This window comes from Calothrix sp. CCY 0018, from assembly GCF_963920925.1.
GTDB lineage: Bacteria > Cyanobacteriota > Cyanobacteriia > Cyanobacteriales > Nostocaceae > Rivularia.
In genome coordinates this window covers 23,865-46,002 of the sequence record NZ_CAWUDI010000008.1, presented here as the reverse complement: position 1 = coordinate 46,002, position 22,138 = coordinate 23,865, and the positions used below count along the sequence as shown (strand labels likewise).

The following is a 22,138-nucleotide window of genomic DNA, read 5'->3' as shown; positions in this document are numbered from 1 at the left end:
AAATTCTCGATTTTACCGACACTCGCCAGGGACTGCAAGTCCCTGTCTAATAGCAAAAGTCCATTAAAATGGACTGAAAATTTAATGTGTGGAATATAAAAATATTCTTGACCGTTAATTTTAAAATCTTCAGTATTTTTATTTAAAAAATCAGATATCAGTTTATAAAACAAGGACCTTCAATAACAGTTCCATCCGGCATAGTAGTATTCCAGAAAAGAATTCCTGTCATGTATCTATCAATAGCGAAATCGGCACCAGTAAAATCAACATTAGCTAAGTTAGCACTATCTAAAACAGCACCTCTCAAATTAGCATTGTATAAAATAGCATTTCTCATATTTACTCCTTTCAAAATGCAGCTACTTAAATTAGCATCATTTAAAAAGGCACTCCATAAACAAGCCCCTGTTAAATCGGCATTACTGAAATTGGCTTCTTCGAGTCCTTTACCTTTAAAATCAAAACCGATTAGACAACTTTCACTCAAATTAGTTTTACACAAACTACCTGCTGCAAAATAACCTCCCATCATATTAATTCCGCTAAGGTTAGCTCCCTCCAAAATACAATTCTCGTCACAAAGGGTAATTAAAGGAAAATCTCGCTCCCCCTTCTCATAGCGTCTGAGCAATTCTTCTCCAGTGATTTCTTAAGACGGAACCTACCATTTCCATAGTTCAATACCTTAATGAAATAAATACCAACAAATATACAGCGAAATACAAATAATTTTCTTAGTCCATTTCAATGGACTTCTGCTATTAGACGGGGGTTTGCAACCCTCGGCGGTTGTGAACACAGTCGAATAAATGGTAATTATTTTGATCTTAAATGGTGCGTTACGGCAATACCAATTATCTCGTTATGTCCGCAAATGATTTCAAGCCGTAAGACACTCTACAAACTCGTATTCCACCTGCATTAGATCCCCCCAACCCCCCTTGGAAAGGGGGGCTTTTTTTTGGTTGTATTTCATCTGCTTCAACCATCACAATTCCCCGCCACAACTATATTAATTCTACGGATTACCCTAAACTAAAGTTGCAGTTTTAAGATAAACATAAATTAAATGACAGCAGGACAAAACAATTCTAAGTCAGTGGATGTTTTTGGCGTGGGTAACGCTATGGTGGACATCTTGGCAATGGTAGAAGATGATTTCGTGAAGAAAAATGACTTGAGTCGCGGTGGTATGACTCTGATGGATGCCGAAAAACAAGGTCATTTATTGCGGGAGTTGAAACATCATTCCCTGGAATTGAGTTCCGGAGGTTCTGCTGCTAATACAATGATTGCGATCGCGCAAAGTGGTGGTAAGGGTTTTTATTCTGGTAAGGTTTCTCGCGATACTAATGGTGAGTTTTATCGTGAGGATTTAATTGAAGCTGGAATTGGGTTTGATGTCCACCCCACGGAAGAAAATCATGGCCCCACGGGTACCTGTTTGGTTTTAACTACTCCCGATGCGGAACGTACTATGTGTACTCATCTGGGGGTTTCTACTAATTTGGCTCCTACCGATATTGACGTAGATAAATTAGCTCAATGTCAATATAGTTATGTCGAAGGTTATCTTTGGGATGCACCAGATCCAAAGAAAGCCAGTGTTGAGACTATGGAGCAATCGAAGCGTTTGGGTGTAAAGGTTGCTTATACTTTTTCCGATTTATTTTTGGTAAGTCGCTTCAGCGATGATTTTCACAAGTTAGTTTCCGAATATTGCGACGTAGTATTTTGCAACGCTGATGAAGTTCGTAATTTCTTCGGCAGCGAATCTTTAGAAGATTGTGCCAGCAAACTCGGCGAAATTGTTGACACTGGATTTATTACCGATGGTGCTAATGGCTGTTTGGTAGTAGAAAATAAAAAAGTTGTTAGCGTACCCGGTTTTCCAGTAAAAGCTATTGATACCGTTGGTGCGGGAGATTCCTTCGCTGGTGGTGTATTGTACGGATTAACCAATGGTTTGAACGCTCAAAAGTCAGCCCGCTGGGGAAATTATATGGCTTCTTGTATAGTACAAGTTCACGGCGCTCGCCTAGATAAATCGATGGCTGACAAAGTTTCAGAGATTGTCGGTAACTAATAAAAAGGTTCGTAGTAAGGACTGTCTTTCCTCAGATTAAGGAATAAATTCCTTACTACAAACCTTTATCTAAAAATCTAATAATTGCAAATGCCTATCTACAAAGTACGATTAATCAACCCAGATATCGGATTAGATCGCACCATCGAAGTACCCGATAACGAATATATATTAGATATTGCTGAAGACAAAAACATCCGCTTACCATCTGGGTGCAAACAAGGTAATTGTTCCGCTTGCGTAGCAAAAATAATCAGTGGAAAAGTTGACCAAAACGAACAAATATTTCTTCAAAATAAAGAAATTGAAGCTGGTTACACTATTACCTGTATAGCCTATCCCTTGTCCGATTGCACCTTACAAACTCATCAAGAACAAGTTTTATATAACTCTTCCCTTTACTTTAAATCCGATAAATAAAAGTAATAATATTGCCATTAAATATACAAAAATTAACAATTAATCATCAGCAGTTTAAAACTTATAACTAATTCTTTTACCAATTACCTATTCCCAATTACCTATTCCCAATTACCTATTCCCCATTCCCTACCTTTCGATATAAACCAAATCTATCTTGTTAGAGAGGTTTGCTTCAACAGAATTGTTCACTATATATATAAGAGTTCAAAAAAACGATTTTTGTTTTAGGTACAGATTATGTTAAGCATATTTTTAACAACATTAGCAACTGCATTAAGCTTGCTAATAGTAGATGTAGTAGTTCCAGGCGTAAATTTAGCTAATTTCCCATCAGCTATGATTGCTGGTTTAGTAATTGGTTTAGTAAATGGCTCAATCAAGCCTATTATCTCAACGCTTTCCTTACCAATTAACTTAGTGACATTAGGAGCATTTTCCCTTGTAGTTAATGGACTTTGTTTCTGGTTAGCTGCTGTTATAACCCCCGGATTTTCAGTTCACGGACTTATCGCCTTTTTCCTAGCTCCGGTAGTTATGTCTTTTGGTAATACCTTCATTAGCAATTATATGGGAGAAAAGAATCTCCTCGCAGGTAAAGCAAACAATAATGCTGAATTACCTTCTAACTAATTAATAGAATTTCCAATAATAAGCCAAAATATATCTTTAGATAGAAGATAGAATCATAAATTTTGGTTTGCCTCAAATCGCTTCAATCAACTGTAATTAAAAAGGTCAAAACAACTATGAAACTTTTACTTGGTTTACTCGTACCTCCCGTTGGTATTTTCTTAACTTATGGAGTTGGTCCCACTTTATTTATTAATATTGGATTGACTTTGTTAGGATGGCTTCCCGGAAGTATTCATGCATTATGGGCAATTACCAAGCATAATGAATTGGAACGAGGTGGAACTTTATAAAGAAAATGCTCTATACGAGCAAACATCTTATATAGGATATTGGGGGGTGGGTAATGTCCACCCTTTAGATTTTAGATTTTAGATTTTAGATTTTGGATTTGAAAACAGAATAAACATACAAAATAATAAATAGCAGACAAGAAACCCGGTATCTTTAAGATACCGGGTTTATATAATTGGTAACTAATAATTACTATATTTAGTCCATTTTAATTGACTTTGACCTGGTTCCCAGGTTGAACCTGGGAACTAGGATTTAGAGGCTCTGCTTAAAGTGTTGACTTTGATAGAAATTTCGCGTTTTTCGTTCACGCTACTTTCCCTCACCCCGCCCTTACGGGCACCCCTCTCCCAAGCTTGAGAGAGGGGAGGGGGAGAGGGATTTGAATAGCATTATAATAATTATTCAACATTAAAAAGACGTTGCACTGCAACGTCTCTACATTAATATTCATACTAAATTAAACAACAACTATCTATTAGTCATTTATTAATTTATTTTTATTTCAACCAGTCAGCAGTTGATAAAAGCAACTCTCTTAATTTTTGTTTTAGCTGACTCTCTTTCTTGGCTAATGAACTACCTGCTTCAGCAAGTTTTACTTCCACGTCAGAATGCTTATCTTTAACCTGAGTAACGATTTCTTCCCCTTGAGGACGAGATTTTTCGTACCAGGTTTTAGCGTCGTTCAAAAAAGTTTGTACGTTATCGCCATCACCACCGTAACGTGCTGCTAAATTTGCTCTGACAATAGCGATTTGTGCTTGCAACTGAGCATAACGTTTCTTTAATAAAGAAGCTTCTTCGCTGTTTTTAATAGATTCAACAGCAGATTTTATTGCAGTTTGAGCTTCAGTAGATTTTTCTTGACTTGTATCTTCAATTTCTGTCAAAATACCATCAACTTCTTGCTGAATTTTATCTTCTTCGTCATCGATTTGAGCTTGTAATAGCTTAACTTCCGTCTGACTTTTATTTAAAGCTTCTCGTCGCTTACTATCAACAGCTTCCACAGCACCTTCAATAGATGCAGTAATTTCTTCTTTAATTTCGCTACCTTTTCCTTGCAAGTTTTCAGCTACAGCAGAAACAGCATCTTTAACAAGTACTCGAAGTTCAACCGAACCTTCTTTAAATTCAGAAACTACTCCACCTACAGCAAGTTTGACAATTTCTCGAATTCTATCGACTCTTTGCTGTCCGGTTTCTTTAACTTGTTGCAAGTCTGTTTTAATTTGATCTTTGATATTGTCAGCCATATACTATACCTATGTAGATAATTTAAGAAATTTTATTGACATATTGTCACCTCTATATAGTGACGTAGTATTTAATTAAAGTGGTACATCCTTTAGATAGAAAATAGCGATGAAAAGAAAATATTTATTCCATAAGATATATTTTTGATAATTTAGAATAGGTAAATAGTATATGCTCGCTTATATAAATAAATGATAATTGGTAAAGATTGATTAAATGGTAAAGTTAACCATAGTCCATAATTCAAATATTTATTTATCAAAATGAAAGCTTTGATTAAATTTGTGTTATTTACAATTTTATTATTGATAATTTGCCTGCAACAACCAGTTTCAGCAAATACTGTTGATGGAGCTAACGGGGCAAAAATATTTTCAGCAAATTGCGCCGGTTGTCATATTAATGGAGGTAATATAATTCGACGCGGTAAAAACCTGAAAATGAAAGCTTTAAAAAAATATAAAATGGATTCTCTAGAAGCAATTTCTAATATTGTGACATACGGTAAAAACAATATGTCAGCCTACAAAGATCGTTTAACCGAACCAGAAATACAAGCCGTATCCACCTACGTTTTAAACCAAGCCGAAAATAATTGGCCGAAACAGTGAACTGTTAGGAGTTAGGAGTTAACAGTTATAATTTCTCCTTGTCTCCTTGTCCCCCTTTCTCCTCATCCCCCATCCCCCCATCCCCCGAAATGACCACCGCTTATCTACCAAAATTAAACGTACCCGGACCGTCTGCAAATACATTTTTGGGACGTTTACCAATAATTTTACGTTTTGCAAAGGATTCTATTGGATTTACGCGCCCTTTATTTGAAACTTATGGTTCCGTGGTTGCTATGACGGCAGGCGGAGGTACTCATATATACTCGCCCCTTGCGGAATGTCCCGGTACAGTTTTTACTTGTGGTGCGGAAAATGTGCGTAAAGTCACTAGCCAGCACGAAATTTATTATAAATATCCTTTATCCGGGAAGATTTACAGCAACCGGAATGATTCACCACGAACTGAACCGTTAAAGCATTTTGGTGTTGGTTTATTTGGAGTCAACAGTGGAACTCACCGCCAGCATCGCCAACTTTTGATGCCAGCTTTTCACAAGCAGCGTATTGATTCTTACCGCTCGGATATGGTTGCTATTACGCAATCGGTACTCGAACAATTAACTATTGATAAGCCGGTTGATATCGCTCAAGTTATGCGACTTCTTACCCTGCGAGTAGCCACTAAAACCTTATTTGGTAGTGACGTTGGCGAAAAAGGAGCTAAAAGTGGTGAGATTTTACAAGAAGCATTGAGAATGAATGGAAGCTTGGCGATCGCACTTTTGCCTTTTGATATTCCGGGGCTTCCATTTCATCATTTACTCAATTTATTCGGGCAACTAGATGACGAAATGCGCGGTCTAATTCGCCTTAAACAAGCTAAAAAGACAGATGAGGGTGATGTACTTTCAATGCTAATTCAAGCGCGAGATGCTGAAACAGGTTTAACCTTAGACGAAGATGAACTCTTAGGACACGCAGGAGTTATCTTTGCAGCAGGACATGAAACCAGCGCAAATGCACTCACTTGGACGCTATTTCTTTTATCTCAACATCCCCAAATCGCGCAAGACGTAGTTGATGAGCTGCAAAGCGTATTAAAGGGAGAAGCCCCCACGGTAGAACAATTACAAAAATTACCTTTATTAGAAAGAGTAATTAAAGAAAGTATGCGCTTATTAACTCCAGTACCTTGGAATGCTCGCATCACCTCCCAAACAACCGAACTCGGAGGTTATGAATTACCCAAGGGAACCGAGGTTTTCGTCAGCATCTACCACACTCATCATCTAAGAGAAATTTACCCACAACCGGAGAAATTCAATCCCCAAAGATGGGAAACATTTGAGCCAACAATGTTTGAATACAACCCCTTCAGCGCTGGAAGTCGTATTTGTATTGGTGCGGGTTTTGCAATGATGGAAATTAAAATTGTACTATCAATGTTATTACAAAAATACCGCTTAGAATATATACAAAATCAAACAATAGATCGTACCGGCAACATAATCTTGGCACCCAAAAATGGCATAAAAATGATTGTCCGCAAAGATCGAGATTTTACTCAAGCAGTTGGTGGAGTCAAAGGTAACGTCCGCGAAATGGTCGAACTAGTCGGTTGATGGGGAGATAGGGAGAGGGGGACAAGGGGAGAGGGGGAGAGGGGGTAGAGGTGAACAATTACCAATTACCAATTACCAACTGATAACTGATTATTTATGAATAATAAAGGTGTAACGCTTTGGCTGACAGGACTTAGTGGGGCGGGTAAAAGCACGATCGCCAAAGGGATTGAAGAAAAACTCAGAGCTATAAAATGTCCGGTTGAAGTTTTAGATGGAGATATAATTAGAACTTGGCTATCTCAAGGATTGGGCTTTAGTAAAAAAGACCGCGATACAAATATACGTCGAGTCGGATTTGTAGCTAACTTACTCAGTCGCAATGGAGTTGTGACAATTGTTGCTACAATAAGTCCTTATCGAGAAATCAGAGAAGAAGTTCGAGCTATTACTAATAATTTTGTAGAAATCTATATTAATACACCGTTAGAAGTGTGTGAAGCAAGAGATGTTAAAGGATTGTACGCGAAAGCAAGAGCGGGAGACATCAAAGGTTTTACAGGTATAGACGACCCTTACGAACCTCCTTTAAACGCAGAAATTGTTTGCAATACCAATCAAGAAACCATTGAAGAAAGTGTTAGTAAAGTGATTAATTATTTGCAAGATAATGGTTTTTTATAGTAATTGGTAATGGGTAATTGGTAATGGGTAATTGATAATTGATAACTGATTTATAATAGCACGTATGTACCAAACAGACCCACCGATTCCTCCAAAAGAAAGTCTTCCTACAATGTATGATTTACCTAGTGAAGACCCAGAGGAACCTGGTTTGCCAGACGAATTTCATATTTATCAACCGCAATTGTTGGAGGAAACTTTCCGTCCGCCAACTTATACTGCTGATGAAATTTTTGTTGCCAGTGATTTAAATATTTACTATAGTACGCTCAATCCTCGCTGGTATAAGCGTCCCGATTGGTTTGCAGTAGTTGGGACTTCTAGGTTTTATCAGCAAAGAGATTTACGCTTAAGTTATGTCATTTGGCAAGAAGGGATAAGTCCTTTTGTTGCAGTTGAATTACTTTCCCCAAGAACAGAGAAAGAAGATTTGGGTCAAAGCTTACGTATAGTAGAAGAAAACCAACCACCAACTAAATGGCAGGTTTACGAACAAATTCTTAGGGTTCCCTATTATATTGTATTTGACAGATATACAGATAATTTACGAGCCTTTGTTCTTCAAGCTGATTCGTATACGGAGCTAAATTTAGAAGAACCGCGTATTTGGATGCCAAGATTAGAAATCGGTTTGGGACTCTGGCAAGGTACTTATAAAGGAATCGAACGCTTGTGGTTACGCTGGTATGACAATGAGAATAATTGGCTTTTAACTCTAGCTGAACAACAAAGTCAACGAGCCGAACAACAAAGTCAACGAGCAGAACAAGAACGTCAACGAGCAGAACAACAAAGTCAACGAGCAGAACAAGAACGTCAACGAGCCGAACAAGAACGTCAACGAGCCGAACGATTGGCTGCAAAACTGCGAGAATTGGGCGTTAATCCAGACGAATTAATATAGAGACATGATATATCACGTCTCTACAATGCCGGTAACAAACTGTATATTTTTCTCTTGCTCCCTCTTTGTATCTTTATTAGTTCCAACTCTAACAAGGCAATGTATATTAGCTAAGATGATACACAGCCCCCTAAAGGTTTGTTAAAGTTTGTTGTATCTTTCCATAATAATAACTGCTAAAACGAACTTAAAATAATGCTCCTCCACCAAAAGGTAACTCATGCAAACTAGTACTCTGCTTCTTTCTAATCAACTTCCCAATCTGCAATACTCTTCTACAAAAGAGCAGTTTGATGAAACTTGGGCAGCACCTTTATCTACTCTCTTAGGTTTGGGACGCGCTGCGGGTGCTGACTTTATCGAATTCTTTTTAGAGCGGGTAAATTATATTAGCTGCCTAGCAGAAGAAGACACTATTACCAGCATTACTCCTCGTCTTTCTACGGGTGCTGGAGTGCGGGTGTTTCGCGGTAAAGCTGATTGCTACGTTAGCACAAACGATATTTCGTTTAATGGTTTAAAAGCTGCTTTGGAAAAAGCTTTGGCGATTGTTGGGTTACAATTACCAGCACCAAATGCTTTTATCGCGGAAATTAACCTGGAATTATTTAGAGACTACGCATCGAAGAGAGGTAAAAATGCATGGTTGCCTTTATGTACTTCCATGCGAGAAATGGGAGAAGTTTTACTTGATAGTACTACTCAACTGCATCAGAAAGGGAGTCATATTCAATCTCGTCGTGCTTCCTATTTCCGCGATTGGCAAGAAGTTTTAGTGGCTGCAAGCGATGGCACTTTTGCTCGCGATATCCGCTTAACTCAATCGGTAGCATTAAGTTTGTTGTGTGCTGATGGTGCCCATCGTAGTTCTATCGCCGAACGTGCGGGTAACACTAGCGACCCCAATTTTCTCAAAACTTGGGATTTCCAGCAAGCGGCAGCGCAAGTTGGCGAATCTGCTGGTAAAATGCTGTACGCCGATTATGTCGAATCGGGTAATTATCCAATTATTATGGCGAATCACTTCGGTGGAGTAATTTTTCACGAAGCTTGCGGACATTTACTCGAAACAACTCAAATTGAACGCAATACTTCTCCTTTTGCTAAGAAGAAAGGCGAAAAGATTGCTCATGAAGCTTTAACTGCTTGGGATGAAGGACGTACTGATAATGCCTTTGGCACCATTGATATGGATGATGAAGGTATGCCAGCCCAAAGAACTTTATTAATTGAAAAAGGGATTCTTAAGAATTTCTTGGCAGATAGAACTGGTTCTATACGTACCGGACATCCCAGAACAGGTAGTGGAAGACGACAGAATTTTACTTACGCTGCGGCAAGTCGGATGCGAAATACTTATATTGCTACTGGCGAAAACTCTACTTCGGATTTGTTTGCCTCTATTGATAAAGGTATTTACTGTAAAAAAATGGGTGGTGGTAGCGTTGGTGCCACTGGCGAATTCAACTTTGGTGTCGAAGAAGCCTATTTAATTGAAAACGGCAAAATCACCAAACCTTTGAAAGGAGCTATTCTGATCGGCGAAGCTCAGGAAATCATGAATAAAATTTCCATGTGTTCGAGCGATTTGTCTTTAGCTCCAGGTTTCTGCGGCTCTGTTAGTGGTAGCATTTATACTACCGTAGGGCAGCCACACATCAAAGTTGATTCGATTACAGTTGGCGGACGTTAAGGGATTTTGGATTTTAGATTTTAGATTATGTCCTTGCGGACACGCTGCGCTAATGGATTGGGGATACGTAGTTAGGAGTTAGGAGTTGGGAGAATCATGATGGGGGTGATGGAGTAATAAGGAGAAAGTTATCTCTTCATCTTTCTCCCCATTCCTAATTCCCTATGCCCAATTCCCAATTACCAATTACCAATTACCAATTCCCAATTCCCCATTCCCAATTCCCTATTTGAAATTCTTTTATCTGAAATAATTATGACTAACATACAGGAAATAGCAGCATCTGCTAAAGAAAGTGCCGATAAACTTGGTATTAAAAAGTTTGACATTTACGGTTCATCAGTAGATTCAACTAGCGTTCAAGTTGACCAAGGTGAGCCAAAGCAAGTCAAAGCAACGAATCTTTCTGGTGTCACCGTCCGAGTCTGGAATCAAGATAATACGATGGGTGTGACTAGTACTACAGATGTAGACCCCAAAGGGTTAGAGTTGGCTTTGAAAACTGCATTTGAAGCAAGTACGTTTGGTGTTAAAGAAAATGTACCCGATTTTAGCCCGGAAGCTAAGGCTGCAATAAATAACGGTACATCTCCAGAAAAAGCCCCTTTAGCCCCGGTTCCATCTTTGATAGAGAGTCTGTTAGCAGCAGAAAAAGAAGTACTCGCTGCTCATGAAGCGATTAAGGGAGTACCCTACAATTCTTTGTCGCAAAGAGAAGTTGATAGATTTTATCTTAATAGCGATGGTGCAATGAGAGCCGAATCGCACTCTTTAGCATCAGTTTTTCTCTACACTAAAACTGAGGAAGAAGGTAGAAAACCTCGTAGTGCTGGTGCTTTTAGAATTAGTTATGGTGTCAACGATTTAGATATTGATGGCTGCATTAAAGAAACTGCCGAAAAAACTATCAGTCACCTGAATTATCGAAAAATTCCGACTGGTAAATATATGGTTGTGTTTTCACCAGATGCTTTTTTAAGCTTGCTCGGTGCTTTTTCCAATTTATTTAACGCTCAAAGTATTCTTGACAAGCAGAGTTTATCTACTCCCAATGATATAGGTAAAGAAATTGCTTCGCCCTTACTTTCTCTATACGATGATGCACTGCATTCAGCAAATATTGGTGCAGAAACATTTGATGGGGAAGGTACTCCTACTCGTCAGATATCGCTAATTGAAAATGGAGTTTTGAAGAACTTTCTTCATAGTGCGGGTACTGCGAAGCGAATGAATGCTCAACCGACGGGTAATGCTAATATCGGTGCGAAAGTCACCATCAGCCCTAACTTTTATCACGTTTTTGCAAGTGCAGCACCAGAACAACAGTTTAGTTTAGAAACTGCTGAAAATGTTGTTTTTGTTGATGATTTGCAAGCGCTTCATGCTGGAGTTCAGTCTTTGCAAGGTTCATTCTCTTTACCGTTTGACGGTTGGTTAATGAATAAAGGAGAAAAAACCAGTATTGATTCAGCAACTATAGCTGGAGATTTTCTCGAACTTCTTAAATCAATTGTTTTTGTAGAGAAGGAAGGAGAATTAACTCCAGGAGGAGTTTGTCCCCGAATTTGGGTTAAAGGTTTGTCGATTACGGGAGAATAAATATAGTGGTTTTCATATAGATAGAATATCGTCCCAACCAAATCACCAAATCTCACCCCGTCTTAACGGACACCCCTCTCCTTGTTAAGGAGAGGGGAAGGGGGTGAGGTTTCGAGTGTGTATTGCATCTAAATAAACTTTTGAGACTCAAATTCCTCAAACCAAAACTTTTTGTGATAAGTAAGTCGGCAGAAATAAAACCAACTATGTAACGAAAAGTAAAAATTACGAAACGGTTGAGATTGCAACCGAATGCCTCGTCGCAATGACAAATCACAGCTATATTTATTAACGCCGATCTACTTATCAACAAAACATAAAGATATAGAGACGCAAAGTTGTGCGTCTCTACATAAAATTTATTTGTAAATTATTCGTAATAGTTAAAAATCTTATTCTTCGAGGTATTCACCACCAACGCCCACTGAAGTATTAAAGATATCCGCGCCTTCCAAATTCGCACCAACCAATGTTGCATCTTCTAATTGAGCGCTGTATAGCTGAGAATCACTCAAGTTAGCATTTGTCAAATCGGCTTTATTTAAAGTCGTGCTATTAATAAAAGCACCTTCTAAATTAGCACCTTCTAAATCAGCACCTGTTAAATCGGCACCTTCTAAATTAGCTTCTTCAAGGTTAGCACCTGTTAAATCGGCGTTTCTTAAGTCAACACCAATTAAATGAGCGCCTCTTAAATTAGCACCTCTTAAATTACAACCATAACATTCTCTTGTTTGATTTAATTTCAATACCTGGCTAGATACTGGATTTTCGGCTTGAGCAGGAGCGCCTAAAAACATAGTAGTTAATGCTGCTGCTGCTGCGATAATTTGAGTTTTCATACCTTAAATTCCTTTAAATTCCTCCACCACTAGGCAACTCTTGTTGATTTATTTATTAAAGATAAAATTTTAAATATTGTCTCTTCGACGCAATTTCAAATTTATCTTAATCATTAAGAGTTGCTAAACTTGTTGTTTAATCAACTGTTTATATCATCGCTTAAATTGAACTAAATGTCTTCATCCTAACGATTGAATTCTTAGGTAGTAGATTGGCTTTTTGCATTTATTAAATAATAAAAACACTTGATATCAGTATTCAGAAAAGAGAGCATAAGCCTGAGCCAGAAGCAAAAATCCAAAATATCCGCCAAAACCGGATTTTTTCGCTTTTTACTGCCAAATTTGACCCTACTCATTTATGTGATGTTGTGAAACTCTATCGCAAGGTATAACAATAATTACAAGAAGACAGCAGTATTTTTGGTTCCAGGAACTGCTTGCAACAGAAAATAGTACTCAGACTTCCTCCGGCAGATAATTTCATTTCAGGTTAGATAAAACTTTTGTCAGAGGAAATGTTACAGCAACCAGAACTAAAAATGAATACCATCAGTTTAGATAATGGATTTGCTTTTTATGAAAATGCGTTGAAGATGACATCATATATAGTTAAATTACTGTAAGTATAGAAAAAGATTGATCGCAATAGCGATGAGAAGAATTTAAACTATTAAATTGGAAGCAGTTGTATGTAGATTACGCTCTAACAATAAAACCAAGTCATATTCTTTATTATTGAGGTATAAATAAAATCAAAATACATTGTGTGAAAAATAAAGTCTATAAGTGAAAAGCTGAGACTGTAAACTTTTTTATTGGTTCTCAGTAATTGATTCTCTGTTTTCCCAGAACTGATTTAATATCTTCAGAAGAAAGATGAAACAAAACTTAGCGATATTCTGGGCTATTCGAGGCTTATAAATCAGAAGTAATCGTTTATTTTTCTGCTCATTGCAACACTAATTTTCTTGAAAATTGTATAAACCGGCGGTAAAAATATCGAAATGATGTATAGTTTACTTTACCTACGTGCGTATATTCCTGATTTCGTTAAAATAATGGATCTATTACCGATAATATCAATACTGACTTGAAAAAGGTCTAAATAAACGATACTTATGAATCAACTCAGCAATGGTTATACTATATTCCTTAGTTTGTTAGTGGAAGCGATTCCTTTTCTGTTGATCGGAGTTTTGTTCTCCAGTATGCTGCTGTTTTTTGTTGATGAGCGGGCGCTGGTAGAAAAAGTACCGAAGAATCCAATGCTTGCAGCCGTTTGTGGAAGTCTCTTGGGTTTCTTGTTCCCCGTGTGCGAGTGCGGTAACGTTCCGGTAGCGCGGCGATTAATAACCCAGGGTGCCCCTACACCTTTTGCAATTGGTTTTTTACTTGCGGCTCCAACAATTAACCCAATCGTAATTTGGGCAACATGGGTTGCATTCCGAGATCAGCCGGAAATAGTAGTATTAAGAGTAGTATTTTCTTTATTGATAGCCACAATTATCGGCTACGTCTTCAGCTTTCAAAAAGACTTAAGTCCTATACTTCAGCCAACACTTGCTCGCTATTTAAAATTTAATCAACCGCAAAAAGCACAGTCAAAAGGACTTCTCGAAGGTTCTGACTTAGAAAAAGAAGCAGAAGTACCCAGCATCTTAAAGCCCGGTACTTATTTATTAGGTGGGAAACTAGGGGGACAAGCCGTGCGGATGGAAACTGCGGCAGTGGAAGCCACTCTTCCAGCTTATAGTCCGAGTAAACCCTTCTGGGACAAAATGCGACTTGTCATAGAAAATTCCATACAAGAATTACGGGAATTAGGAGCAGTACTTGTTTTAGGAAGTGCGATCGCCGCAGCAATTCAAGTTTTAGCACCCCGCGAATTAATTCTCAGTTTGGGTGTAGGTCCAATTGTTTCTATACTCACAATGCTGGTACTGGCGGCAGTTGTATCTATTTGTTCTACTGTAGATTCTTTCTTTGCTTTGTCTTTTGCTTCGAGCTTTACCAGCGGTTCTCTATTAGCCTTTTTAGTTTTCGGTCCAATGATTGACCTAAAAGGCATTGGCTTGATGCTATCAATATTCAAACCTAAAGCAGTTATTTATCTCTTCGTATTAGCAGCACAATTAACGTTTTTGTTTTGCCTGATAGTCAATTTGCATTTTATATAAAAAGTGAAATATTAATATATCATTTGTAATTCCAGAGTAATTTTCGCTTTCTACCGATTTTACTGTGTTCGCTTCCTCACACCAATAATTAATAGGCAATGAGTTACAGAAAACGCCCATCAAAAACTTTAAAGAATTTACTTCCTTGGTTAGATGTCCTCGCGATCGCAGCATGGGGATTTTTGTTATTAAAATATTGGCTGTCACAAGAGCTATATTTACTTATTCACCCTAATTACTTTGTATTAGTTGTTGTAGCTGGCATCCTATTAATAGTTATTGGTATTGCTAAAGGAATTCAGCTTTTGCGACAGCGCGAACCTGTTCAAGACGTTCAACATATGAACTTAATACCCCCTCGTTTCGGTAGTTTTTTACTAATCGTAGTCGCAATTATAGGCTTTACAGTAGCACCCCGAGTTTTTGCCAGCGATAAAGCAATACAAAGAGGGGTAGCTGAATTCGGGCAAGCAAATTCTCGTCTCCAACCTCAGTCATTCCGTACTTCCACTCGTCCCGAAGAACGTACTTTGGTAGATTGGACGCGCACCCTGGGCGTTTATCCAGAACCAGATGCATATACCGGACAAAAAGTAAAGGTGAAAGGATTTGTGATTCACCCGCCAGATTTAGGGAATGAATATTTATTTTTAGCACGATTTGTACTTACTTGTTGTGCCGCAGATGCTTACCCAGTAGGCTTACCCGTAAAATTAAAACAAGGTCAAACAAGAGACGAATTTAAACAAGATAGTTGGTTTGAAGTAGAAGGAGAAATGGCAACAGAAACTCTTTCAGGAAAACGCCAATTAACAATTATCTCGAATTCTATCAAAAAAGTTTCTCAACCTAAAAATCCTTATAGTTATTAGATAGTTGTTAGTTGTTAGTTGTTAGTAGAAGATGTTTTAAATCTATTATGACTTACGCAGCGATAACGAAAAGTATAGTGTTCCAGACATTTTAGATCCCCCCAACCCCCCTTTTTAAGGGGGCTTGCGTAAGCCCCATGTATAAGAGAGCATAAATTTGGGAGTAGGTAATAGAGGCTTATATTCTGCTATATTTTAGTGTTTATATAGAGCCGAATTATTCAGATAGTGTTCAACAAATATTAACCATCAATCCAAAATTAAAAATATAAAATCCAAAATAGAATGACAACCAACAAGAAATTTGTTCAACCATTAGATAGAGTTTCCTTAATCCTGATAGTAATTTTAACCGTATTGATTGGATTGATAATATTGCAAGGTGATGCGGTTAAACCAAGTGTTCGTAACTTTAGCTGGGAAAATGAAAAAATTGGAGCGGACGATATATCTTTTAATCTTACTTTTAGCCGTCCAATGGATATTGAAAGTGTAGAAAATAATTTACGAATTGAACCACCTTTGGCTGGGAAAATAAGTTGGGCAGGACGAAGAATGGCTTATACACTTTTAACACCAGCCCCTTATGGAGAAGAATATAAAGTAAACTTAGAAGGTGCTAAAGATAAATTTGCTGTTGCTAAAAGAACAAAGAAAGTTATCCAACCTTTTACAGCTAATTTTGTCTCTCGCGACAGAGTTATTCTTTACTTAGGCGCTGAGAACAAAGAAAGAGGAAGACTGGTTCTCTATAATTTAACTAAACAGAAAAAAAGATTATTAACTCCTAAAGACTTAGTGGTATTAGATTTTGAACCATTCACTCAAGGAGATAAAATTTTATTTTCGGCTCATGCTGCAAATAGCCAAGATACTTTAACGGCTCAACTATATACAGTCTCTACAGGTATTTCCACAGAAAAACAAGGAAAGGCAAAAGCACCAGGTAAAGTTGATTTGGTTTTAGATAGTAAAGAATATCAAATTCTCAAATTTGACTTATCCCCCGATGGAAAAACTATAGTTTTACAAAGAGCGCATAAAAATAATCCCAGTGATTTTGGGCTATGGTTTCTATCAGTAGGGGATAATGCTAAAGAAAGCGAACCCAAACGGATAAAAAACGAACAACCAGCAGGAGACTTTTTGATAACTCCTGATAGTAAAGCCGTAGCAGTTGCTCAAGGGAAAGGAACGGCAATACTACCGATACAAACAGATGCTAGCAAACCCCTAGATTTTCTACCGCAATTTGGTGTACTGCAAGCTTTTTCCAAAGATGGCTCTCAAGCAGTTTTAGTCAAATTTAATACCGATTACACGCGAGATTTAGTTTTAGTTACCAACAGTGGTACTCAAAAACAATTAATCAAAACTACAGGTTCAATTATAAAGTGTGAATTCGATCCGGCTTCACCTGCTCTTTACTGTTTATTAACCCAGTTATTACCTGGAGAAGAATATCAAGAGCAGCCATATTTAGTGGTAATCAACCTCAAAACCGGACAACAAAAACCAATCTTAATACTACCTCCTGACAAACGAGATTTACAGATGAGCTTATCCCCCGATGGTTTGGGATTATTATTCGATCAAGTAGTATCAGCAACAGATACCAATTCATTCAGAGAAAGCTCTTTAAAAACAAACGACGGGCAAGAAATTAGCACAAGCAGTTTATGGTTAATGCCCCTACTACCTATTAACGACGGCGAACTTAATGCAGAGCTAAAACCAGAACAACTTCCTTTAGTCGGTTTTTATCCTCGCTGGCTTCCTTAAGCAGTTAGCAGTTAGCAGTTAAGAGTTAGGAGTTAAGAGTTTAAATTTCTCCTTGTCCCCTTGTCCCCTTGTCCCCTTGTCCCCCCATCTCCCCATCTCCCCATCCCCCCATCTCCCCTAATCCCGTTACAACCTTTACTTGCTTACAAGGGGGAGTAATTTGCTACATTAGAATACAATGTCCAAATTATTTGAAGCAATTGTGAAGGACGGTGAATTAATTAAAAATCACTGTTTGATAACAATTGTTTTCAACTTTACTGAATTTGTAATTATTCTTCAAATTCGATTTTTGCGCTGGTAACAGGTGTTTGGCAGCAAAGCCGATAATAAAAAACTTACCCTTGGGGGAAGTATGTCTTGCCTTAATGAGAAGATTTTGTTAAGACAGCATCAATAATGAAGAATTATACCGTAGTGTTTGCTTTCAAATTGAAGCTGGTGGGTGAAGAGTGATGCATGAAGCCCAAACCCCGGATGATGGGGCTAATATTAAAAATATAAATTCTGTTGATTCGCCAAATTCGTCTGAAGGGACGACTAATCCTTTTTATTCGATTTTAGCTGGCGAACATAAAGCAAGAGAATTACTGTTGCTAGCTCCAGCTACTGAGGAATCCCTGCCATCCGCAGTTGTGGATTACTCGGAGCAAGAGCAAGTGACAGAACATATTCATACAGAAGTCGAAATAACTATTGATTCTCAATTCGATGAGGAAACCGACTTGGAAAGTCATTCAAACTCGGATTGGGTTGCTGAGCCTAACGTCGAGCAACAAGGGATAGTTAATGCGGAATTTGATCGACTGCTGGAATTAAATGAAGAATTACAAAGCGCTAACAATCAACTGTACGAGGAAGCGGAGCAACTTACTACCGCTTTAAGCGAATCAGAAGCAGCTTTACAGCGTCAAAGAAAGCGTTCAAATGTTGCAGAATCGATGTTGAAGCAGCAGACTCAGGAATTAAACGCTGCTCAAGCACAGATCCAATCTTTGTTTGAACAGTTAGAAAATTCCGTGCAAAATGCTCAACGTCAAGAAACTGTAGCTGAGTCATATAGAGGGCATCTCGAATTGAACCAGCAACGTCTGGCTCAGTTGGAACGGGAATGTGCTTCAATCCAACATAAGTACAGCGAACAAACGAGGCTTTTATCGCAATCGGAAAATGCTTGTCGGGAGTTACGCACTAGACTCAAGCGCCAGCAGCGTCAAACTTTACAATTCAAAGCTGCCTTAGAAAAGAGTTTGGAAACATCAATTCCTAGTTACGATACCGTTGATGATAGCAGCAGCAATTTCCTCGATCTAACAAATCATTCGCAGTTAAATAAAGTTAAGCGAACCAAAGGTATAAGTAGTACGCAATCAATAAAACCTTGGTCGGCTCCCACAGCAGACTATAAGATACAAAATAACCTTTGGGAAGAAATCACAACATCGGCAGCTAATAACAGCCAAAATTCAATTCCCGAAGTTTCTTCTACTTGGGAATTTACAGCTAATCCCGATATAGAACTTGACAAATATACAAACGATACTCGAACAAATAATAATGTAAATAATCTAAATAATCTAAACGGCGATCGCTCACAAGCAACCGAGTCAACAACTATCGATCCAATAGTTCCTCCGTCAAATTCAGAAACCGAGGAAACAACTATCAAAGTAGATCCCCTGTCAAATTCAGAAACCGAGGAAAAAACTATCGATCAAGTAGTTCCCCCGTCAGATTTATCCGACTTAGAAGAACAATTAGACAGCGTTATCCAAACCTTTTTTGCTTCTCAAACAGAATCTGTATCTCCACAATCTCCCCAAGAGCAAGATGCAGAAACCTCGGAAGATCATGAAGATGATGATATAGCTTCTACTTGGACAACTATTATCGAACCTCGTGAAACTAATAATAATAGTGACGTAGTGAATATTGAAACTCATCAAACAACATTCACCGAAGATGAGCAGACAATAACTTTTACCTCATCCATGAATAACAGTAATACCGACGAAACTGAAGATTATTGGGAAGAAGTTTCGCATTTTCCAGCTTTTGAATTATCCCAGAATGCCGCATCCTTTGAGGTAATCAGCGATACAGACTCTCACAATAATTCTCCTTCACCATTGATTTATCCCAAACGTCCACCTAAAGGACGAAAATCCCTTGCATCTGTAGAATTACCAAAATTTCCTCATAAAGGTGATGGTGATAACAGTTGACAGTGTAGAGACGTAGCAATGCTACGTCTCCGTTTTGTTAATTTATTTTACAATTTGATTTTGTTTTGTTTTAATATTTTGTTTTCATAACTGGAATCTCAGCTTGAGAAATATTATCTAATTTAATATCTAATTTAAGAGCCACTAAACCTTCTTGAAAAGCTCTTTGAAACATATCTTGTTTTTCTGAATCATAACCCAATCCATCATAAAAACCTTCAGCAAACTCAATTGCGGATGTATCTTGAATTGGCTGGTTCATCCCAACAGCATAATTAATATATTGACAAATTGCTTCAGCAGCTTTGATAGAATGACAAGCATTTAACACCACGCATTTGACATAATCAGCGTGCATTTGAAAAAGTGCAGCTAATCCCGATGATGAAACAGGTTTTTCATTTCCCCCATCATCTTCTAACAGCAAACTACCATCTTCTAAACCGTGTCCGCAGAAATGGACAATTTGGGGTTTTTCTTCGGCGATCGCCCTACGAATATCTTGCGATCGAACAGCAGTTTTAATTTCAACTTTAAATAAATCGCGCCTTACCGCACGTTGGATACATTCTTCAATCGAGCGAATTTCTTTATCCAAACGCAAATTGTGAGGGGTTGCTGCTAATATTAATATTTTTTGTGGTTGAGTAGATGTTTCATTGGTTGATTCATTAAGAGATTTTTTTGATGGTGTGTTGTGTTGGATTCCGATTTGATCGCCTTTGATTGTGGTATCTCCTGCATTGAGATTACCGATATTTCCATGAAAGTTAAATTGATTTTGATATTTAGAATTTTCTGACATAAGTAGGTGGGTGTAAATAAACGTGGTTATGTTTTGTCATTGCGACGAGGCATTCGGTTGCATTCAGCGGAGCTGCGGTTCATCGCAAGGGTTTCAATCTTTTTTACATTTCGTTACATAGTTATATTTATTGGTGCCAACCTACTTATTTTTAATCGTTGGATTCAGTTTTTTGATTGTTTTGAGTACCTATTTGATTTCCTCCGATGTTGACATCTCCTGTATTTAGGTTGCCGATATTTCCATAGTAGTTATTGGTATTCCATGAAGTGGGATTATCTGAATTTTTATTTTCTTCTAGCGGCGGAGAATGGAAAATATCATGATTATAAAACTTAAACAGCTCTTGAATTTTTAATATGATATTTTTTGCTTCAGTTGTATCATCTAAAAGCAACTGCCACATTGGATAAATTTTATCCGAGCCTGCGATTTTTCTTAATGCAGATGCGGCACTCCTACGAACAAGTGAATCTTGATGATTCAAAGCATTAATAAGAGCATCAACTGCTTTTTCGCTGCCGATTTCTCCTAATGCAGATGCGGCTCTCCTACGAACAAGTGAATCTTGATGATTCAAAGCATTAATAAGAGGATCAACTGCTTTTTCGCTGCCGATTTTTCCTAATGCATCTGCGGCTCTCCAACGAACTTCGGAATCTTGATTGTTCAAAGCATTAATAAGAGGATCAACTGCTTTTTCGCTGCCGATTTCTCCTAATGCATCTGCGGCACTCCTACGAACAACTGAATCTTGATCATTCAAAGCATTAATAAGAGGATCAACTGCTTTTTCGCTGCCGATTTTTACTAATGCATCTGCGGCTCTCCAACGAACATATGAATCTTGATCATTCAAAGCATTAATAAGAGGATCAACTCGGTAGATAAGCCATGACAAACTCGCGCATCTGGGTTTGATTTAGGGGTTGCATTTCCAACTTTTTCTCAATTCCCAAATCACCACCGACACCCAAATCTCTGGTTGTGAAAATCATTGGTGTCTGGGAGTAGTCTTTTTGAAATATTGCAACTTGTCGTCGTGCTTCTTCTGAAGGAAGTTCGTTTACACCGTCGATGAGGAGCAAAAATCTACCTTGACGCAGTTGATTTTTTAAAGTTGTTTCATCCAGGTTTAAATTTGCATCGTGCTGTTGTAAAAATGCTTGGATACGTTCAAAAATTGAAGTTTTCCAATAGCGTAATTCTACAAGTATGGGAATGGTTGTGTCGTTTAACGAACTCGCTGCTTTTGATTCTTCTAACAATAACCGTGCTAAAGCCGTCGATTTACCTGAACCCGGTTTACCCACCAGCAACACATGATTTTCAGCGTATTTACGAATACCTTCTAAAACTGGTAAACGTTCTATTTTTTGTTTTTCTTGCTTTTCTTGTTCTTGCTTTTCTTCTTCTTGCTTAGGTTCCACGCTCTGCACCATCAACCCAAAATCAAAAGGTGATGAAAGCGATGAAGATTCTTGTTCTTGCTTTTTCTTACCTTCCGCATCCGTCAACGTGTAGAGATTCCACCAGCATTTATACTTTTCGCTGATGGCTTCTAAATAGCTTTTAAACTGTGAATCGTTAACTGTTGTCACGTAAGGGTTTGATAGCTATAAAAGTATAAATTGTATGTCAGTTTAAATTAGGGCTTACACACTTGCGAGAAAAACAAAACTTTGCGATTACTTCACTTCGTTCGTAATGACGTAACCGCGTAATTCATGCCTAAGTTCT

Annotated in this window: 20 protein-coding genes; 14 read left to right on the top strand and 6 right to left on the bottom strand. The window is 38.0% G+C overall.

Annotated elements, in window-relative coordinates:
- Positions 1-157: 157 nt before the first annotated feature.
- Positions 158-565 (bottom strand): pentapeptide repeat-containing protein, encoded by a 408-nt coding sequence (locus ACM03V_RS07820; RefSeq protein WP_414620316.1) that lies wholly within the window; start codon positions 563-565, stop codon positions 158-160.
- Positions 566-1,072: 507 nt separating this feature from the next.
- Here ACM03V_RS07820 and ACM03V_RS07815 point away from each other — a divergent pair.
- The 4 genes from ACM03V_RS07815 to ACM03V_RS07800 all read left to right on the top strand — a co-directional run bounded on the left by ACM03V_RS07815 (position 1,073) and on the right by ACM03V_RS07800 (position 3,435).
- Positions 1,073-2,089, top strand: a complete 1,017-nt coding sequence (locus ACM03V_RS07815) for an adenosine kinase (protein ID WP_414620203.1) — start codon at positions 1,073-1,075, stop codon at positions 2,087-2,089.
- Positions 2,090-2,179: 90 nt separating this feature from the next.
- Positions 2,180-2,509 carry a 2Fe-2S iron-sulfur cluster-binding protein gene (locus tag ACM03V_RS07810; RefSeq protein WP_414620202.1) on the top strand — a complete coding sequence of 110 codons (330 nt, stop codon included), beginning with the start codon at positions 2,180-2,182 and terminating at the stop codon, positions 2,507-2,509.
- A gap of 240 nt (positions 2,510-2,749) precedes the next feature.
- The gene (locus ACM03V_RS07805) at positions 2,750-3,142 is read left to right on the top strand and encodes a phage holin family protein (protein ID WP_414620201.1); all 393 of its coding nucleotides are present in this window, start codon (positions 2,750-2,752) and stop codon (positions 3,140-3,142) included.
- 116 nt (positions 3,143-3,258) lie between these two features.
- The gene (locus ACM03V_RS07800; RefSeq protein ID WP_414620200.1) at positions 3,259-3,435 is read left to right on the top strand and encodes a YqaE/Pmp3 family membrane protein; all 177 of its coding nucleotides are present in this window, start codon (positions 3,259-3,261) and stop codon (positions 3,433-3,435) included.
- A gap of 501 nt (positions 3,436-3,936) precedes the next feature.
- Here ACM03V_RS07800 and ACM03V_RS07795 read toward each other — a convergent pair.
- A complete protein-coding gene (locus ACM03V_RS07795) occupies positions 3,937-4,695 on the bottom strand; it encodes a histidine kinase (RefSeq protein WP_414620199.1) in 759 nt (252 codons plus the stop codon).
- 264 nt (positions 4,696-4,959) lie between these two features.
- Between ACM03V_RS07795 and petJ the strand changes: the two genes are divergently transcribed.
- From petJ to ACM03V_RS07765, 6 genes are all read left to right on the top strand, one after another.
- A complete protein-coding gene (gene petJ, locus ACM03V_RS07790) occupies positions 4,960-5,307 on the top strand; it encodes a cytochrome c6 PetJ (protein ID WP_414620198.1) in 348 nt (115 codons plus the stop codon).
- An 89-nt stretch (positions 5,308-5,396) separates the two neighbouring features.
- Positions 5,397-6,872, top strand: coding sequence for a cytochrome P450 (locus ACM03V_RS07785; protein WP_414620197.1), 1,476 nt, complete (start codon positions 5,397-5,399; stop codon positions 6,870-6,872).
- Between the two features lie 96 nt (positions 6,873-6,968).
- Positions 6,969-7,496 (top strand): adenylyl-sulfate kinase, encoded by a 528-nt coding sequence (cysC, locus tag ACM03V_RS07780; protein WP_414620196.1) that lies wholly within the window; start codon positions 6,969-6,971, stop codon positions 7,494-7,496.
- A gap of 64 nt (positions 7,497-7,560) precedes the next feature.
- Positions 7,561-8,400 carry a Uma2 family endonuclease gene (locus ACM03V_RS07775; protein WP_414620195.1) on the top strand — a complete coding sequence of 280 codons (840 nt, stop codon included), beginning with the start codon at positions 7,561-7,563 and terminating at the stop codon, positions 8,398-8,400.
- 220 nt (positions 8,401-8,620) lie between these two features.
- Complete coding sequence (locus ACM03V_RS07770) at positions 8,621-10,093, top strand: TldD/PmbA family protein (RefSeq protein ID WP_414620194.1); 1,473 nt, start codon at positions 8,621-8,623, stop codon at positions 10,091-10,093.
- Between the two features lie 255 nt (positions 10,094-10,348).
- Complete coding sequence (locus tag ACM03V_RS07765; RefSeq protein WP_414620193.1) at positions 10,349-11,692, top strand: TldD/PmbA family protein; 1,344 nt, start codon at positions 10,349-10,351, stop codon at positions 11,690-11,692.
- 392 nt (positions 11,693-12,084) lie between these two features.
- On the opposite strand, the gene ACM03V_RS07760 is transcribed toward ACM03V_RS07765, so the two are convergent.
- Entirely contained in the window at positions 12,085-12,534 is a 450-nt protein-coding gene (locus ACM03V_RS07760) for a pentapeptide repeat-containing protein (RefSeq protein ID WP_414620192.1), read from the bottom strand.
- Positions 12,535-13,655: 1,121 nt separating this feature from the next.
- Here ACM03V_RS07760 and ACM03V_RS07755 point away from each other — a divergent pair.
- The 4 genes from ACM03V_RS07755 to ACM03V_RS07740 all read left to right on the top strand — a co-directional run bounded on the left by ACM03V_RS07755 (position 13,656) and on the right by ACM03V_RS07740 (position 19,593).
- Positions 13,656-14,714, top strand: a complete 1,059-nt coding sequence (locus ACM03V_RS07755; RefSeq protein WP_414620191.1) for a permease — start codon at positions 13,656-13,658, stop codon at positions 14,712-14,714.
- A gap of 98 nt (positions 14,715-14,812) precedes the next feature.
- Positions 14,813-15,586, top strand: a complete 774-nt coding sequence (locus tag ACM03V_RS07750) for a TIGR03943 family putative permease subunit (protein ID WP_414620190.1) — start codon at positions 14,813-14,815, stop codon at positions 15,584-15,586.
- Positions 15,587-15,871: 285 nt separating this feature from the next.
- Positions 15,872-17,368: a hypothetical protein gene (locus tag ACM03V_RS07745; RefSeq protein WP_414620189.1), complete on the top strand. Its 1,497-nt coding sequence runs from the start codon at positions 15,872-15,874 to the stop codon at positions 17,366-17,368.
- A 455-nt stretch (positions 17,369-17,823) separates the two neighbouring features.
- Entirely contained in the window at positions 17,824-19,593 is a 1,770-nt protein-coding gene (locus tag ACM03V_RS07740) for a hypothetical protein (RefSeq protein WP_414620188.1), read from the top strand.
- A gap of 70 nt (positions 19,594-19,663) precedes the next feature.
- On the opposite strand, the gene ACM03V_RS07735 is transcribed toward ACM03V_RS07740, so the two are convergent.
- The 3 genes from ACM03V_RS07735 to ACM03V_RS07725 all read right to left on the bottom strand — a co-directional run bounded on the left by ACM03V_RS07735 (position 19,664) and on the right by ACM03V_RS07725 (position 21,999).
- Positions 19,664-20,398, bottom strand: coding sequence for a CHAT domain-containing protein (locus tag ACM03V_RS07735; RefSeq protein WP_414620187.1), 735 nt, complete (start codon positions 20,396-20,398; stop codon positions 19,664-19,666).
- Between the two features lie 151 nt (positions 20,399-20,549).
- Complete coding sequence (locus ACM03V_RS07730; protein ID WP_414620186.1) at positions 20,550-21,257, bottom strand: HEAT repeat domain-containing protein; 708 nt, start codon at positions 21,255-21,257, stop codon at positions 20,550-20,552.
- A gap of 16 nt (positions 21,258-21,273) precedes the next feature.
- The gene (locus ACM03V_RS07725; protein ID WP_414620185.1) at positions 21,274-21,999 is read right to left on the bottom strand and encodes an NACHT domain-containing protein; all 726 of its coding nucleotides are present in this window, start codon (positions 21,997-21,999) and stop codon (positions 21,274-21,276) included.
- Positions 22,000-22,138 lie beyond the last annotated feature (139 nt).

Excerpts from the sequence above, each read along its gene's own strand:
- ACM03V_RS07765 (WP_414620193.1), top strand. The coding sequence starts at position 10,349 with ATGACTAACATACAGGAAATAGCAGCATCTGCTAAAGAAAGTGCCGAT.
- ACM03V_RS07805 (WP_414620201.1), top strand. The coding sequence starts at position 2,750 with ATGTTAAGCATATTTTTAACAACATTAGCAACTGCATTAAGCTTGCTA.
- ACM03V_RS07800 (WP_414620200.1), top strand. The coding sequence starts at position 3,259 with ATGAAACTTTTACTTGGTTTACTCGTACCTCCCGTTGGTATTTTCTTA.
- ACM03V_RS07785 (WP_414620197.1), top strand. The coding sequence starts at position 5,397 with ATGACCACCGCTTATCTACCAAAATTAAACGTACCCGGACCGTCTGCA.
- ACM03V_RS07775 (WP_414620195.1), top strand. The coding sequence starts at position 7,561 with ATGTACCAAACAGACCCACCGATTCCTCCAAAAGAAAGTCTTCCTACA.
- ACM03V_RS07810 (WP_414620202.1), top strand. The coding sequence starts at position 2,180 with ATGCCTATCTACAAAGTACGATTAATCAACCCAGATATCGGATTAGAT.
- ACM03V_RS07795 (WP_414620199.1), bottom strand. The coding sequence starts at position 4,695 with ATGGCTGACAATATCAAAGATCAAATTAAAACAGACTTGCAACAAGTT.
- ACM03V_RS07815 (WP_414620203.1), top strand. The coding sequence starts at position 1,073 with ATGACAGCAGGACAAAACAATTCTAAGTCAGTGGATGTTTTTGGCGTG.
- ACM03V_RS07770 (WP_414620194.1), top strand. The coding sequence starts at position 8,621 with ATGCAAACTAGTACTCTGCTTCTTTCTAATCAACTTCCCAATCTGCAA.
- ACM03V_RS07735 (WP_414620187.1), bottom strand. The coding sequence starts at position 20,398 with ATGTCAGAAAATTCTAAATATCAAAATCAATTTAACTTTCATGGAAAT.
- ACM03V_RS07755 (WP_414620191.1), top strand. The coding sequence starts at position 13,656 with ATGAATCAACTCAGCAATGGTTATACTATATTCCTTAGTTTGTTAGTG.
- ACM03V_RS07745 (WP_414620189.1), top strand. The coding sequence starts at position 15,872 with ATGACAACCAACAAGAAATTTGTTCAACCATTAGATAGAGTTTCCTTA.
- cysC (WP_414620196.1), top strand. The coding sequence starts at position 6,969 with ATGAATAATAAAGGTGTAACGCTTTGGCTGACAGGACTTAGTGGGGCG.
- ACM03V_RS07760 (WP_414620192.1), bottom strand. The coding sequence starts at position 12,534 with ATGAAAACTCAAATTATCGCAGCAGCAGCAGCATTAACTACTATGTTT.
- ACM03V_RS07750 (WP_414620190.1), top strand. The coding sequence starts at position 14,813 with ATGAGTTACAGAAAACGCCCATCAAAAACTTTAAAGAATTTACTTCCT.
- ACM03V_RS07740 (WP_414620188.1), top strand. The coding sequence starts at position 17,824 with ATGCATGAAGCCCAAACCCCGGATGATGGGGCTAATATTAAAAATATA.
- petJ (WP_414620198.1), top strand. The coding sequence starts at position 4,960 with ATGAAAGCTTTGATTAAATTTGTGTTATTTACAATTTTATTATTGATA.